11 protein-coding genes are annotated in these 16,326 nt (G+C 56.1%); 9 read left to right on the top strand and 2 right to left on the bottom strand.

Annotated features, from left to right (window positions below; all coding sequences use genetic code 11):
- Window positions 1–73 precede the first annotated feature (73 nt).
- A complete protein-coding gene (locus DC522_RS28725; protein WP_165820354.1) occupies window positions 74–1,096 on the bottom strand; it encodes a sugar transferase in 1,023 nt (340 codons plus the stop codon).
- A 508-nt stretch (window positions 1,097–1,604) separates the two neighbouring features.
- Between DC522_RS28725 and DC522_RS28720 the strand changes: the two genes are divergently transcribed.
- The 4 genes from DC522_RS28720 (at window position 1,605) to DC522_RS28705 (ending at window position 6,250) form a co-directional block, all read left to right on the top strand.
- Complete coding sequence (locus DC522_RS28720) at window positions 1,605–1,793, top strand: hypothetical protein (RefSeq protein WP_116531956.1); 189 nt, start codon at window positions 1,605–1,607, stop codon at window positions 1,791–1,793.
- A 516-nt stretch (window positions 1,794–2,309) separates the two neighbouring features.
- Window positions 2,310–3,554, top strand: coding sequence for a hypothetical protein (locus tag DC522_RS28715; RefSeq protein WP_133239398.1), 1,245 nt, complete (start codon window positions 2,310–2,312; stop codon window positions 3,552–3,554).
- A gap of 59 nt (window positions 3,555–3,613) precedes the next feature.
- Window positions 3,614–5,074 carry an O-antigen ligase gene (locus DC522_RS28710; protein ID WP_116531954.1) on the top strand — a complete coding sequence of 487 codons (1,461 nt, stop codon included), beginning with the start codon at window positions 3,614–3,616 and terminating at the stop codon, window positions 5,072–5,074.
- Window positions 5,075–5,098: 24 nt separating this feature from the next.
- Window positions 5,099–6,250 (top strand): glycosyltransferase family 2 protein, encoded by a 1,152-nt coding sequence (locus DC522_RS28705; protein WP_116531953.1) that lies wholly within the window; start codon window positions 5,099–5,101, stop codon window positions 6,248–6,250.
- A 929-nt stretch (window positions 6,251–7,179) separates the two neighbouring features.
- Here the strand turns inward: DC522_RS28705 and DC522_RS28695 are convergent.
- Window positions 7,180–8,781, bottom strand: a complete 1,602-nt coding sequence (locus DC522_RS28695) for a lipopolysaccharide biosynthesis protein (protein ID WP_116531951.1) — start codon at window positions 8,779–8,781, stop codon at window positions 7,180–7,182.
- 381 nt (window positions 8,782–9,162) lie between these two features.
- On the opposite strand from DC522_RS28695, the gene DC522_RS28690 reads away from it, so the two are divergent.
- The 5 genes from DC522_RS28690 (at window position 9,163) to DC522_RS28670 (ending at window position 16,210) form a co-directional block, all read left to right on the top strand.
- Window positions 9,163–9,915 (top strand): right-handed parallel beta-helix repeat-containing protein, encoded by a 753-nt coding sequence (locus tag DC522_RS28690; protein ID WP_165820353.1) that lies wholly within the window; start codon window positions 9,163–9,165, stop codon window positions 9,913–9,915.
- A 119-nt stretch (window positions 9,916–10,034) separates the two neighbouring features.
- On the top strand, window positions 10,035–11,282 hold the full coding sequence (locus DC522_RS28685) for a polysaccharide biosynthesis/export family protein (RefSeq protein ID WP_165820352.1): 1,248 nt from the start codon (window positions 10,035–10,037) through the stop codon (window positions 11,280–11,282).
- Between the two features lie 241 nt (window positions 11,283–11,523).
- Window positions 11,524–13,608, top strand: coding sequence for a Calx-beta domain-containing protein (locus tag DC522_RS28680; protein WP_116531948.1), 2,085 nt, complete (start codon window positions 11,524–11,526; stop codon window positions 13,606–13,608).
- A gap of 30 nt (window positions 13,609–13,638) precedes the next feature.
- Window positions 13,639–15,243 carry a hypothetical protein gene (locus DC522_RS28675; protein ID WP_116531947.1) on the top strand — a complete coding sequence of 535 codons (1,605 nt, stop codon included), beginning with the start codon at window positions 13,639–13,641 and terminating at the stop codon, window positions 15,241–15,243.
- Window positions 15,244–15,427: 184 nt separating this feature from the next.
- Window positions 15,428–16,210 carry an O-methyltransferase gene (locus DC522_RS28670; RefSeq protein ID WP_165820351.1) on the top strand — a complete coding sequence of 261 codons (783 nt, stop codon included), beginning with the start codon at window positions 15,428–15,430 and terminating at the stop codon, window positions 16,208–16,210.
- Window positions 16,211–16,326: the final 116 nt, after the last annotated feature.

The raw sequence follows: 16,326 nt of genomic DNA, 5'->3' as shown, positions 1-16,326 counted from the left end.
TCCTCCTGATCAGCCAGACTCAATCAGGAGGTTCAAACCTAAATGGGGCCAATGGTTTGTATGGGTTCCCTACCTAGTTCAAGCCCGCGAAACGAGACTTCGTGAAATAGGTGTCGATGAGATACTTCTGGAAATCCGAATTCGTCTTGTAGGTGGCCACGTAGGCCGGAGGAGATGGCTCGCTCGGGGCGTGGGCGCTCTGCCGACCATCGATCAGGTGAGAGCGGATATGTGCGATGCAGGCGGCCCGCCGGGCCTTTCCGTCGCGGATGTTTCTTCTCAGCCGGATCGCAAGCGACTGTTCCGTAACCGGCAAATCCGTGACGAAAGAGATGGATTCCTCGCTGATTGCGGTTACCGCTCCGCGTGCAATCACCTTGTTGTGGCGGTCGCAGAGCTCAATGCTTATGCCTGGAAACGTTTGCGGGTGGAAGCCGATCTGCTCTTCGGAGGGCGTTCGGCGGGCCGGGATGGCGGCGAGAGCCCTGGCAAAGACCAGTGCCAGCTTCATCAGCGCCGTGCTGCCGACGAAGGCGAGAAACAGGATTTCCTTGACGGGATTTACGGGCCGTTTGACGAGAATGTTGTTGTAGCGGGCGCGGATCCTCTTGGAGGCCCCATGCGGCATGAAAACCTGCGTGTGCCCAACGATGCCCGGCTTCACCAGAAACCTTTGATCGTAATGCTTGATCTGCTGCGCATAAATCTGCGCGATCTCGGCGCGAACGGGCCGGGGGCCGAAGAGATTCATGTCGCCCCGAATGATATTCCAGAGCTGGGGGATCTCGTCGAGTCGGGTTTCACGCAAAACCCGTCCAATGCGCGTTTCGAGCCCGGAACCGGCCGGTAGCACCTGATTTTTCGTGACTTCAGCCGCCTCAGGCTTGAGGGTTCGGAACTTGTAAAGGAAGAACGGGACCCGGTTCCGACCCAAACGCGCCCCGCGATAGATGATCGGACCGCCGGAGTCGACATAGACTAGGACCGCAACGATGACGAGAAACGGAAGGCAGAAGAGGGCGATGGAGAGCCCCAGGAACAGGTTCCATGCGCGGTGCAGCGTCTCATTGTTGGTCTGGTAACCGAATTCCAGCATTCCGGTCTTGCGCTTTTTGCCTCTTTTCTTAGGCCTCTCTGAACTGCGCGTCCAAGGAACGCCAGTGGATAGAGGATCCACCAGGGTGCGACTGCTGGGAGTGCGCTGCATAGAAGTCATTACCCACCCTCCGCGCGCCTGAGAACTACTTGCAACAAAGCTTCGTGCGTAAGAGACACAACGTGAGATTTAAGCTTTTATGTTGATAGCGGCACGTATGTGCTTTGTGATGTAGGTGAAGTTGCTATATATATCGCTTGCAATCATATTGATTGCTTAGAGATCACGATAACTGCCTTCCGAAGACAGATAAAATGGTAAATTACGAGAATTGTCTTGGCAATGTCACATATCGATGACTATACTGGAGAGTAGGTGTATCCCTCAAAGGGGAAACCGAAAGGGTTAGTCCGAGATTTGGCGGAGCCTTGGCAGATTGCGTTGGCGTGAAGACTGCCGCTCAGGGGGGCGATTGACCGTCGCGCATAATGGGATGGCGGAGGGGCTAATGACGGTGCATCAACAGAACAGCGCATGGGGCGAGGCAAGCCTGCGCGTTCATCGGACACATTCCATCCCGGCCGATTCCGCACGTCCTGCATCCAAGACCAGCAAATGGCCCTTGTGGGCCAGCATCGCCCTTATCATCATCGCGAACACCCTGATCTGGGGGTTACTCATCTCGGCTTTCATGTGAGCGCTCAGCGCAGGACACAGTTCTATCACCGTGACTGATCAAGGATGCCAGGCGCAGTCGGTCCGATTGGTCTTCATAGGCTTCGGAGAACCAAATTCCGCAATCCGATATGGATGCGGTCCGGATCCTAAACCATTGCAACACAGAATGATTTTCAGGCGGATGTTGGTTCGGCAGCGTGTACGCTGAAGGCCTTGAATACGACAGACACCTCTTTGGAGGAGCCTCCGAAGAGTTGAGCCGTGTTCTCAGTCGTTGCTTGTCGGCTCAGGCAAATCGGATAACCTTTAATTTGGCCCTTTCGTCATCGGAGGAAATATCGCTGGCAGAACTCCGAGCGTCCGTGAGTGACTGCGAAAGATGCCAACAGAAATTTAGTGCATTCCGCCAAAGGTGCTGCAAGCAATGACAATAGACGAGTATCTTCGGATCCTGATTCTGCACCGCTGGAGAGTATTCAAGTTCGTTCTTATGGTTACTGTTCTCTCGTTTGTCGGGAGTTTGGCGCTTCTTTCGGTGTCTCCCAAATATGTGAGTACCGTCAATATCGCATTGCTCCCAGAGCCAAGCGAGCTGTCGTATGTCAGGGGTGTTCTCGGTGGAACGACGGACACCCAGTTCAACGCAATCAACAAGACAATTGTCGAGACGATCTATAGCCGTGCCGTCATGCTGCGCGCTATCGATATTGTGTCACACAATGGCGGTTCGTCGCGAAGCGCTCAGGAGCCGGAGAGCCCGACGATGCTTGCGAAGGCCGTCGATCTGGCACGTCAGGTCGTAGCCAGCGCGAAGGGGTTCTATACCTACGTCAACTCGGGAAGTCCTGTAGGCCAGAGGAGCAACCAGGATCTGTGGGTCGACTATTACCGGTCCGTGGTCACTGTCGAGACCGTTGAGGGGTCTCTGGTGATGCGCATCAGGGTCACCATGGAGGATCCGCAAGCCGCTGCCGATTTCGCGAATGCCCTTGCCACTGCCTACGTCGAAACCGCCGGCCGCCAGGCTGCGGACGCATCCCGTCGTATTAGTGAGCGGTTCGAACAGGCCGTTGCGGCCAAGCAGAACGAGCTCAATCAGATCCTGGATGAAGAATTCTCCCTGCGGAAGCGTCTGGGATCGCTGGCCCTAGAGGACCAGCGCCAATCGCTCGCAAGAACGCTCGAGGCAGGCTGGGAAGCGTTGGCGGCAGATATCGTTGAAAGTGAGCAGTTGAAGGTTCGTGTTGCCTATAGCGAGGAGCGCAAGCGGAACGAAGTTCAGCGGGAGACATTGCAGAAGATCGACGACGAACTTTATACAACCCGCTCCCGGCTCGAGGAGCTTGAGCGCCGCATCCAGATGCGCCAGGGTATGAACGACGATCTCCAGAAGAGGCTGACCTCTTTGGCGGAAAGCGAGCAGCCGTTCATCGCATTCAAGGCCCGTGCCGCGGCGGTGCAGCAGGAAATCGATGAACTGCGCCGCATGTCCGTATCGCCCGCATTGTCGGGTTCCTCGGTCGGGGCCCGCATCAAGATCATTAATGAGGCCTTGCCCCCGGTCTACCCCGACTCACCGAAGGTCATCCGCAATACCATCGCCGGCTTTATCCTGGCGCTTCTGCTGGCAGGAATGATGCTCGTGATCCTTCCTCCTCTCAAGGCGCTCATAAGCAGAAGGGGAGCCGTGGAATCGGTGGTCGACCAGACGCTGATGCCTGTCGCCGTCAATCGAACGGAGACGATCAAGTCCGTGTCGGGGACCGGGATGTCGCGGTGACACTCACGGGGTCTCCATAGTTCATCCCGCAGCATGATCGGTCATTGGCGAGGGCCTACATGTCAGAAGTGCTGAGACTGAAGGCAGGGGAGGGATCGCCAGAGCCCTCGATCCGCGGGTGGCTGATTGCGGTTTCCCTGGTGCTCTTTGCCGCAGTGGCGGTCTCGCTGGTCATATTGTCCGGGAACAGCGAGATGGCCCTTATGGGCGCCGCCGGTGCAGCGGGCGCAATCGTCGCCGCGCCCTTCTTCCTGAAGAGACCGTTCCTCGGCTTGCTCGCCCTTGTCTTCTTCGCTCAGCTGAATGCGCTGGCCCTCGTCGTCTTCAGTGCCTTGTCGATCGACTCTCCGATCAAATTCCTCGCCGTTCTCACCCTCGGTGCGGCGCTCTACCAGTACCGGCTCAGGTTCATCAATCGATCTCTTACGAACGAGCCCTACATCGCGCGTTTCGTCATCGTTCTCACGGGAGCGTTGATGATCTCGGTCCTGTTCGCACGAAGCACTCACATGGCCACAGACGAGGTGCGGCGCTTCCTGGCGGTCGTTCTCATCGTCTTTCTGGTGTCAGGGCTGACCACCGATAAGAAGCGGCTTGAGCTCATCGTGCTGGCAATCGTTGTGTCGACGCTGGTTTCGGCACTGTTCGTACTCTACGATTGGGGAGCAGGAGGAGCGACTTTCTCGTCCCAACTGTCGGACCAGAGGTCGAGCTGGCAGGATACTGTTCGGTCCAGCGGAGGATCTCTCGAAGGCGCTACAATGGCAGCAACGATGCTCCTTTGCGGAACAAGCCTGGCGATTTGCCTTGCCGCACGAGCCTCGCGCTGGCGTCTCTATACGGTCCCGACCGCCCTCATCGGCACGTTTGCGATTGCCTTGACCTTGACACGTAGCGCGACTGTAACCCTCGTTCTCCTTCTTACTTGGCTCGCGTGGAGAATGCGCCGGCAAAAAGGCATCGTCTTCATGGTTGTGGGCGTGATCGTTACAGGAACGATCATGCTGCCGCTGCTCCCGGATGCATTCTGGGACAAGATATCGACCCTTACCGAGACTCAGAGGGACAGCACTCTTCTTCGCAGGCTGAGTTACCACATCATCGGCTTGGACTTGCTGCTCAAGTATCCTCTCACCGGGATCGGCGCCGGAAATTTTCCGATCTTCTATGGAGACTTCGAATACCGGTTCATTCCGGGACGATACGACTTGCGGCCTCTCCATAACCAATACCTGCAGTATCCTGTCGAGTCGGGGCTCCTTGCCGGTATGGCCTATGTCGGCATGCTGTTCTCGTCATTCCTCAGCTTCCGCTATACTTCGATCCATGCTCGCTCAGAAGAGCTACGCGTGCTGTCGGAAGGGTTGATGTTCTCGTTCGTGAGCATCATCGTCCAAATGTTTTACCTATCGAGCAAATTCAACAAATACCTTTGGGTTTATATCGGTTTGGCGATTGCAGTCCGCGCACTGCTGAATGACGAAGAGCGCGGGTCCGCACCGAATGGAAGCCGGGATTGAACGGTGAGCGGGACAGGTGAAGACATGACTGTCGTATTCTGGATCTTGGTTGGCATCATCTTCTACTCTTATATCGGCTATGGACTGATGATCATTGGCCTGTCCCGTCTGGCAGGGAGGCGGCGTGAACACCCTGCACCGGTACCCCAGCGTGCGACGCTATTGATTGCGGCATACAACGAGGCTGGAGGAATTGGGCAGAAAATCGAGAACGCCCTCTCCCTGGCAACCGGGATTCATACACTTGAGATCGTTGTCGCATCAGACGGCTCAACGGACGGAACAGCGGACATAGCGCATGGCTATGAACAGCGCGGCGTGAGAGTCGTCGAGGTGAAGGAGCATTACGGGAAAGCTTTCGCACTCAATCAGGCCTTGTCCGAGATCAACAGCGATGTCGTGATTTTCTCGGATGCCAACAGCACGATAGAGGCACAGGCCATCGTCAGGCTTCTTGATCACTTCGCCGATCCGGATGTTGGCGGCGTATGCGGCTCGTTGGGCGTTCCGGAACGAAGCCAAAGTTGGCTGGCGAGAGGCGAGAGACTCTACTGGCGTTACGATCATGCTTTGAAGAAGGCCGAGAGCGCCCTTGCGGGAGCCGTCTCGGCTCAGGGTTCTCTCTATGCCATCAGACGTTCGCTGATCAAACCGATTCCGAGCGCGGTCGCGGACGATCTGATCAGCTCGCTACGGGTTGTGGACGAGGGAAAGCGGCTCGTCTTCGAACCGGGAGCACAGGTGTTCGAGGCCGTGACGAACCATACCGGTTCGGAGTTCGGACGCAGGGTACGATCGACGGAGAGAGGATGGCGAGGCCTCATGAGTATGGCGCGCCTGATGAACCCCGGGCGCACTGGCTTCTATGCCCTCCAGCTATTCTCGCACAAGGCCCTGAGACGCCTCGTGCCCTTCCTTGCGGTTCTGCTTGTCTTTGTCAGTGTCATGACCATGCAGGAAGGATGGATTTATGTTCTCGCGGCTGGACTGCAGATCCTGTTCTTTGTGCTTGCCTTCATCGGATGGCGTGCGAAGGGGCGAGTCGGGTCCTGGGCTTCCGTGCCCTTCTTCATCGTCATGGGGAACACCGCAATGATGGTCGGTGTGATCAACGTGCTGCGTGGAAAGCGGAGCAGCGTATGGACGCCGGCTCGGATCAGCGTCGAGGAGGCTTAAGGCTCCCATTTCCCGGCGAATGTCCAGCGCATGTCTCAAGGACTTTCGAGAGGGACGAAAGCGTGCCGGATTTCACCGCTCCGCCTCAGGAATAGAAGCTGTTTCTCCTCATCCACTTGAGGAGCGCCACGGCATTTGCGTCTGGAGATGTAGCGGCTGACAACTGGAGCACTGGATATCCGCTTTCCTCCAGAATGCTCGCGGACTGATCCAGAAACCGGCCCATGCGAATGAGGTCATCTCTTCCGAGCTTCCTTGCTGATCGGGCGACTTGCCAACCGTTCCCGGGATCGAAGCGGCTGCGGCCATTCTTCCGTGACGACAGCCGCTCAACTGAAGTGTCGACGTCGCACCTGATATGAACCCATCCACCGATCCGGTTCTCGACGAGAGCCAGCATGGCAGACCGGCTGACGGGCAGTGATACCTTCTCACTGGGAACTGTCATTGACCCGAGATATTGGACAAGCCCCTGATCCAGGATGAGCGCTTCCGGGCCACGAAGTTCCCGCTCGACATAGGAGAGTGCGCGCGCAAGCCGGCTGCATCGGCTGAGCTGCGTAAGAATTTCCAGCGACAAGCCCGAGGCCTGAATGGCATGGGCTATCAGGAGAGAATGCAGCGTGGGCGACAAGATTGCGCTAGCCAACAGTTCCGGAACGGGGCGCCACTTGAGATGTCCAAGGCTGTATGAGCGAGGATCCAGGGTGTTCAGATAATCTGGTCCCAACAGAGACCTTTCGGCCTCGGGAGCAATGCGCCGCAAAGCCTGGAAAAGAGACGTCTTGCCACTGGCCGGAATTCCTATGAATTCCAACACGCGAACCGGTTTCGGGGACAAGCTCCTGGTCAAGAACAGGCCAGGGCGGCACCCGCTATTGTTGGACGTGGACGCCTGCTCCGAGGGTGACTGATGCAAACTCATGGAGCTACTCGTCTCCAATCCGGGGAACTCCCGGTGAAGCGGCGGACGGCAACGGTTCCAGTGCTGGTCTCTGTTTCGGGAAGGGAAACCGCCCGCGCGGCAGGTGCTTGCCGATGATCTGCATCGCGAATCGGCCCTCATCGCCGAATGTTCCTGGGAAGAGGATGAACCATCCGAGGAAAGCAATGGCCGAACCGAGCAATGTGCCGCTGATGACCAGGACACTGGGAATGCCGTAATGACGTGCATACAGCACGAAGGCCCAGGATCCAGCCAGGATTGGTAACGATATCAGCGTGTGTCGGGCGAAAACCCTCGCGAAACTCATCCAGGAGACGTTGGTGAGCTTGATGCTCAGGTCAAGCATCAGCAGGAAGTTCAGGATGATGGCAAGACCTGTTCCCACTGCAACGCCCCGAAGTCCAGCAAAAGTGCCGAGATAGGCGCCGATGAAGACGAGGATGGCATAGATCCACTGTCGCCAAGCCCGGTTGTACACTGCTCCTTTCGCACGGACGAGCGTGTCGCTCATCTTGTAGCTGGTCCGGAATACGAGAACGATGGTCAGGATCTGAAAGGGAGCGATCACTCCTGACCATTGAGCTCCGAGCAGGGTAACAACGATCTCTGGCGCCAGGATTGTCAAAAGCCCGCTCAAGGGGATCGTCACCATCGCGACAAGGCCGACAGACGTCAGATAGGCGCGGCCCAGACGTTCGGGGTCGTTTTGCACGCTGGCCATCGAGGGAAAGAGGACGCTGTCGACAACCTTTCCGAATAGGTTCGTCGGGAGCATCATGAACTGGTAGGCGCGTCCGTAACTGCCAAGGGCCTCTGCTCCGAGCCACCGGCCGACCACCAGGTTGTCAGCCTGGATCGCGATCGCGTTCCCGACCTTTGCCAGCGAGAATCCGGTACCGAAATGCAGGAGTTGCCCGACCGCGCGTTTGTCGAAGCGGATGCCCTTCGGGTGAGAGCCGAACTTCAGGAGAAAGCCAGCCTGCAGGGAGATCTGGGCGAGCTGTGCAATGACCAAGGCCCAGATTCCGAGACCTGCCAATGCACAGACGATCCCGACCAGCCCATATCCTGCGGCGTAGCTGAACACCTCGATTCCTGAAAGCTGCTTGAACCGCATGTTCTTCTGGAGGACGCCTTCGGCAACAACTCCGAGGCTGGCAATGGGAAATAGGAAAGCGAGGACCCTGACCACCTGCTCCAGTTCAGGTATTCGAAAGAACGCACTGATGGATCCCGCTGCGAAGTAGACAAGAAGACCGATGCAGATGCCCATCGTCACGGAAATGCAAAAGGCCGCCTTCACGTGTCCATCTGTCAGGTCATGGCGCTGAACCACAGCGGGACCGACACCGAGTTGGCTGATGATCTGACAGAATCCGACGATTACCAAGGCTGCACCGACGATGCCGAACTCTATGGGCGAGAGCAGCCGTGCAAGAACGATGGTGACGGAGACCTTCAGAAGAGATTGCGCGGTGGTGCCGGCAAAAACCCAGAAGACGCCGTGGAGCGTGTGTTCAGTGAGGGATCGGGAACCGGCGGATGAATGCTCACGAGGATCTTGTGCGTTATGAGTGCTAGACATGAGCTTTCCCGAACAGGAATTCCATTATCGGCCTTACAAAAAGGGTGCCGGATCGCGTAAAATTGCTTCGGCGGCTTCCTTAGACTAAGTCTTGATGCAGGTTTAAGGAACTATCCCAAACAGCTACTCACGAATTGCAATCTGTCACACCAGAGTTCCCAATTACAATTCACAGATTGAGGCGCGCAGCCGTTGATGCTTGCGATGTGTCTCGCAGTTTCGTCTGACCGAAAGCTTGTGCGCATGCGAGTTCCTTATTCCCTGGGTCTGCTCGTATTGATGTTGTCCTCGCAGGGCTTGGCTCAGAGCCCGCCACGCGCAGATAAGGACCAGATCAACTGTGCGTCACGACCGCAATACGATCCCTCGCGATTTCAGAGGGTGCTGACCGATGTCGTCTCGCAGGAGACACTCCTCCTTGAAGGGCCAAGCTGGGACTATTCATTAGTTCGGAACTGCCGGCTCGAGGGCGTCAAAGGCGATGGTATTGTCATCCGCAATGTCAAAGGTGTCGTGGTGCAAGGATGCTACATTGCTGATGTGGAAGGCACAGGGATACGGCTGAGCTCGACAGGGAGCAGTAGCGACGTTGTTCTTGAGGGAAATCGGATCGTCGGGGCTGGCGAAAACGGAATCAGCGCAGCTCAAAGATATGAGGCCGGGGTTGATCATCAAGGCTTGAAGATCCTCGATAACTACATTGAGAATTCAGGCGCTCGATCATCCAAGGGCCTTACGCACGGCATCTACGTGCAAACAGAAGACTCTCTGGTCGAGGGAAATACGATCGCCGGAACCCGCGACGGCAATGGAATCTCGATCCGCAGTTCGGGCGAAGTGCGGTGCAACCGGATCCTGGGAATCTCGTCGGCGGGGAAGCCGGCGATCCGCTATTACTCCGATCATGTCAGTGGCGCTTCGAAGGCTCTGGTTATTGATAGCAACGACATCGACAGCGAGACGGTTGGCATCGAGCTGTACGATCCGGTCGAGCTCAAGGATCGTCCAGGTTCGATCGAACATTTGGTAAGTCACTTTGTCATTCGCGGTAACGCGATCAGGGCTCCCATACCCCTTAAGATTTCAAAGCAGTACGACATGCCGCCCTTCTCAATCGTGAAGGATGTGCCATGATGACGCAAAATTCGCCGCAATCTGCTTCACGTCCGCAGGCAGCGCCCATGGGAACACAGGCTACGCGGTTTATCCACTCTCTGTGAAGCAGATGCAGAAATGAGATGACAGGACTAGAATTGTACGATTCCAAGAGAATCAATGGTCGCAATTCCTTCCTAAAGGCCCTTCTGGTCACAGTCGCGATCTTAGCGGTGCCTGTGAAAGGAAATGCCGCCGAACCCACCAAATATGCCGTTCAGCCGGGCGTGTTGAACGTAACTTTATACCAGTGGCCAGAACACTCTGGCGACGTGCGCGTGGACATTAATGACGAGATCTCGCGCCCAGCCGTTGGTCGGATCCCAGTGGCAGGGAGAACATTAGGCGCGATCGAATCCATGCTGCGCGTGGAACTCGCCAAGCAGATCGATCTTCGTAATGCGCCGATCGTGGTGAGCGTCGCTGACTACCGTTCGATCACCGTCCTCGGAGCAGTGAACAATCCGGGCCGTCACAAATACGAGATCGGACTGACCGTTCTCGATGCGATCGGTTTGTCGGGTGGACCTCTAGCGTTGATCCTGCGGGAAAACACGTTTGATCAGGTCGTCCGGCCAGTGGATTATTACGAGAAGGAGGGGAAGACCACAGTCAATTACCTCTCAGCTCTGGCCCGCCGGGAAAGGTTGAATGCGGAAAAGGCGGATCAAGAAAAGCTCGAGATCTCGAGTCAACTGACCTCGATGCTCAAAGGAGCTGGACAGGAGGATCTGGCCGAGCGTGAACTGGCCACGTTCAATCTCCGGAGAAAGGGCTTATCCGATCAGAAGAAGTCAGCCGCTCAGCAGATCGCGGACTACAAGGAGGAAATGGACGGTTTGAAGAACCACTCACTGGAGGTTCTGGCCGCCATCTCCAAAGTCGAAGAGGAATACAAGCGTCTTCAGTCACTCCTCGATCGCAGGCTGATACGACGTGTGGATCTCATATCGGTTGATAACCAGCTGACGAGTCTTCAAAACAGCCTGCGATCTGCGATCGTCCCGCATGCCAATACACGGTCCGAACTCGTCCGGGCCGAGTCCACGGCTGCAGAAGCTGCGCAAACAAGAGCGACCGAGATCGAGAAGGAGCTTCTCGATCTCGAAAAGGTAATCAAGACGCTTGCGTTTCGTCGGGCAGCCAGAGATTCATTGGATCCTGGCAAGGCATTGGATACCAGTGCCAATGCGTCTGAGAATGAGAACGTGATCGGCGATGGTTTGGCATTTTCCATCCTGCGGAAAGACATCGAGGAAAGGACGATACCGGTTAAAGCCAGGGCGAATGATCGGGTTCTGCCGGGCGATGTCCCGACGGTCACTGTACCCAGGCGGAATTTTTAGGCCATTCGCAAGACTGGACCAAGGGAGGTCGATTGATGGAGTGATTGCCAGACATAACGAGGAGACACGGATAGGACTGTGATCGACGCTTCGTATGCGACACCACTCTCGTGTCACTTCCTGAACATGCCCTGCCATATCGGCGCCGAATGCCCAGGTGTCTTCATCGAGTAGCGAGGGCGGACGTGTCTCAAGGAGACTAGGCCAGTTGCGCGTGGCGATTCATCTATGGAGGTCGCACATGGTTACCGCAAGGTTCGAAGAAGGGGTCGATGGCTACTTCGGAACGATCGATACAAAGCTCAAGCAGGTCTCGCCGAATACATCGTACGGCACGGCAATGGAGATCACTACGAATTTTAGCCAGGACTCCGAGGAGCAAATACTGCTCGCGTTCACCAATCTCTTTGGTTCCGATCCCGGGCAGATTCCACTGGGAGCGATTATCACCTCCGCCACCCTGACTCTGCAAACAACTGACAAGTCAAATCAAGGTGGCGCCTTGTATCGCATGATAGCCGCTTGGTCGGAGAGTTCAACCTGGAATTCGCTCGGTAATGGGATTCAGCTCGATGACGTGGAAGCCGCTGCGTCTCCCGATGTCGTCACCGGACCGACTGTCGTTGGAAGCCGCGACTTCGACGTGACAAGCAGTGTGGCATCTTGGGCATCTGGCGCGGCTAACTATGGCTGGGTTTTCAAGGGCAGCGGCACCGACTCATGGAAGATTTCTTCGTCGGAGGGGAGCATACGACCGGTTCTCACGGTCAACTATACGTTGTCCGATACGCCACCGCCGCCTACACCACCTGTCGTATCGATCTTCAGCGGCACCCCGAATCCGCAGACGGAGGGAGCAGGAGCACAGATCAGCTTCACCATCACGCTGGACAAGGCGGCGACGTCTCCGGTGACTGTCTCCTATGCAACCGTCAATGGGACAGCGCTGGCAGGCAGCGACTTCGTCGGGGTCGACGATGGGTCCATCACCTTTGATGTGGGTGAGACCAGCAAGACAATCACGGTGGATCTTCTGGAGGATACCACATCCGAATCAACGGAGACATTTGGCGTCAAGATCGTTTCTGCAGCCAATGCGTCGGTCAGTTCGACCGACAATACGGCGACTGGAACGATCGTTGACAACGATACCCCTTCAACAGGTCCGGTCGTGTCGATTTCCAGTGCTTCACCAAATCCACAGATCGAAGGCCCAAATACAAAGATCAAGTTCACATTGACTCTCAGTGAAGCGTCAACTCAGACGGTAACGGTAAACTACTCGACTGTCGATGGAACTGCCAAGGCCGGAAGCGACTACGTTGCTCAGGTGAACAAGACGATCAGTTTCCGTCCAGGCGAAACATCCAAAACCATCACCATCAATCTGGTCGACGACAAGATTCTGGAAAGCGCGGAGTTCTTCAGTGTCAAGATCAACTCTGCCGCGAACGCGACGGTAAGCACAGAAAACCTCACGGGAACGGCTGACATTGTCGACGATGATCTTCCTGCCACGGTCGTGAAGATTTACGATACAACCCAATATAAGCTTGGAGATCCGTCCGGCTATGGCAGCGGAGATCCGTCGGGACTGGCATATGTACCAGGAACCGGGGGCCGCCCCGGTACCCTTTTCATTGCAGATTCGGAGCATGATGAGACCCCGTACTTCAGTGCGACGAATCTACTGGGCCTCAATGATGATGGCAGCTTCAACTGGTATAGCATGAGGAACTTTACGAAGGAGCCGACCGGGCTGGCCTACAATCCGGTCAACAAATACCTCTACATCACGGACGACGATAAAGGGCGGATTTTCTGGGTCGATCCTCTGAATCCTTCTGTCAAAATCGGGGAGATCAATACTGCAGCTCTTGGCCTTTCCGATACGGAGGATCCTGCCTTTGATGAAGCGGGAAACCTGTATTTCCTGGATGGCATAAGTCTCAGGCTCCACGGAATATCTGCGTCTGGCCACGCGACATCTATCGCACTTCCGACGGCCATCGGAGATGTGGAAGCTCTCGCCTATAGCCATACGACCAGTGACGGCCATGCCGTCTTCTTCGTTGCCGGCGGCACAAAGCCGACGATTTTCATGATCGACGATACGGGTCAGCTTCTCGGGTCCACGAATGTCCTAAGCAGTTATACGAGCGCTACAGGCTTGAAGCCTGCACCTAAAGGGCTGACGATGGCGCCGAGCAGCGACCCGACGGACGGGAACACGATGAACCTCTTCGTTGCCGACTACGGGGCCGACCAGAAGAACGATGGGCGCATATTCGAAATTGATCTCGCGAGTGGGTGGCTCGTGGCTTAGCGTGAAGAAGATTTACGAGGAACCTGGCGAATGTCCCAAGGACCTATCACTTCGCAGAAGCTCAAGATCGTAGAGAGCTTTGCCGCCCAGATGGCATCGAGAGACATCCGCTACTGCCTTTGGAAAAGCAATGAGCATCTCGATGCAGCATTGGCGGGCAATACGGACTTGGACGTTCTCTTCGACGAGGAGCAACGGCCGAGCGTCGTCGAAGCATTGGCGAGCGCCGGGTTCCTCGAGTTCAAGCCAATCCGAATGCGGCGGTACCCTTATATTGAGGACTATCTCGGGCTCGATCCAGGTACCGGGAAGCTCGTTCACGTGCACGCTCACTTCCGCTTGATTGTCGGTGAGTCGAACGTGAAGAGCTTCCATCTACCTTGGGAAGGCGAGGTGCTTCGGACAAGGATTTTGGACAGTAGGTCCGAAATATGCCTTGCCAATCCTGAGAATGAGCTCCTCCTCCTTCTCGTGAGGACTGCGATCAAGGCACGCTTTCGCTCTGCCCAGGAAGTCGTCACCCTCAGTTCTAAGAGCCGCGTCTGGTCGAAGGAAGTGCGGGAGTACGAATGGTTGAGAGAGCGGTCGTCATTGAAGGCAGTGTGTGCGCTTTCAGAGCGCCTTCTCGGAGCCGCATCTGTCCCTCCCGTTAGAACACTTCTGGAAGGTCTCAACGGGGAAGCGTTGAGCGAATTGTACGTTGCAGGGGACCTCGAGAGGTTTCGTAATCGTAGCCGAAGCCGGGCTTGGCTCGCACGTTGGGGAACGTCCACAGCGTTGAAGCTGGGGGATCGATTGCGGAGGCGAGGGCTGATCGATATCCCGGTTCGCCGTACCGCGCCGGAAAAGGCCGGAATTATTGTTGCGATTCTTGGAGCTGACGGCAGCGGAAAATCGACTCTTACGAAGAATATGGCACATCTTCTTTCGAAGAAGATCGATGTCTTATCTCTGTATTTGGGTTCGGGGCAGGGGACAAGCAGCTGGATGAGGTGGCCCTTGATCGTCATGCGGCGGCAGCTTGCACGGCAATCACGTGGATCCGAAAGAGGAGCCTCGAAACCGCGCGGCGATGCGTCAGTGAAAAAGCCGCTCAAAGCGTGGCTACGTGATTTCGGAATGTCTTTGTGGGCGGTTGCTCTGGCAGCCGAGAAGCGCCGGAAGATATACCGCGCCGGCCGTGCGCGGTCTCGCGGGATGATCGTCGTGACGGATCGATATCCGCAGTGTACCATTGAAGGATACAATGACGGTCCACTCCTGGCTCATTATGCAGGGCATCGGTGGGCACTGCTCCGCTGGCTGAGCCGCTGGGAACGAGCATGTTACGATCCTGCTCAAAATCCGCAGCCGGACCTCGTCATCAAGCTCGTTGGAACTCCCGAGGTCCTGCAGCTCCGTCGGAATGACATGGATGTGGCGGCGATCGCTCATAAGCAGGATGGAATTCTGCGAATATCATTTCATCCCGATACGAAGGTGGTTCAGATCAATGCCGAAGACACGGTCGACCAGGTCCTGGTGAATGCGCTGAGCGAAGTTTCTCATACACTGCTCGACGTTAGGAGGACTTCCGAACACCGCCGTTTGGGAATTCTGCCACCGATCACTACACCAGGCGAACTGATCTCCTGATGGGGAGTAGCTCATAATAATAGGAGTTCGATAGTCGGAATTGACCTCGGAAGCATATGGATTCCCCGTATAGTGATAGTGTGGTGACGTTGCCATATCGCAGTCGTCGTTTGCACGGATTGGCGAAAAATCTTTTAGGTCAACTGAGGACCTCCGGATGAAAGAGCCAGAGAAGCTTCGTTCAATGGTCATTCAAGCCAACGGGATGCTTCCCTTTGAAGTCTATCGGGATCTGTACGATCTCGCAGCTCAATTTCCGGGCGATACGATCGTCGAGATTGGGACCGCCCATGGTGCTGGCACCATCAGTCTTTGTCTTGGAGCGCTGTCGGCCGGGAAGCAGCCTAAGGTCTTCACTGTCGACCGTTTCGAAGGACGTTATTCATCACGTTCTGCCTACGGCGATGTTCGGGACAATCTGGAAATCGTCCGAAACAATTTTCGAGACTCAGGTATTGGTGAGCACATCAAGATTTTTGCTGGATCTAGTTCCGACTTTGCCGTCCAGCAATGCCCCGACGTCATCGATATCCTCGTTCTTGACGCCGACGGAAGGATCGATCGGGACCTGATCAACTTCGCCAGCAAGCTCAGTCCGCATGCTGCAATCGTCATTGACGACTATGACCATCGCGTCAGTCTGTCGAGCCGTCCCGATGGATCGACGTATGTGGACCTCAAGCACGTGATCACGAAGCGGCTTCTTGACCGGTATGTGGCGGAGGGGTTGATCGACATCGTAAACGTCCAGAAATCCACGGCCTTTTGTCGCAAGGCGGAAGGCGCTGAATGGGACGTGGACAAGATGGCCGATATGGCTCTCGAATGCTATCGCGAGCTCGTCTTCACCGATATCGACCGCATCGCTCTGTTCAGGTGGCTTCGGAAGAGGGTCAAGGCGAATGTGCCGCCATGGCTCATGCAGAGGCTCCGCAATTATCGCGCGCGTCAGGTGCCCGCTCATTGATACGATCTGTGCTGCCCAGAGCGTATGCGGGCTAGAGGGTGTCTGGAAAATCGGGAGGCGCCCATCTGAAGGGGCATGACAGCCCGGTCCTATGACACCGACCTCGACGATGCGGA

Source organism: Microvirga sp. KLBC 81 (genome assembly GCF_003075415.1).
GTDB lineage: Bacteria > Pseudomonadota > Alphaproteobacteria > Rhizobiales > Beijerinckiaceae > Microvirga.
The sequence above is the reverse complement of the archived record's forward strand: the minus strand, read 5'-3'. Positions and strand labels throughout refer to the sequence as shown.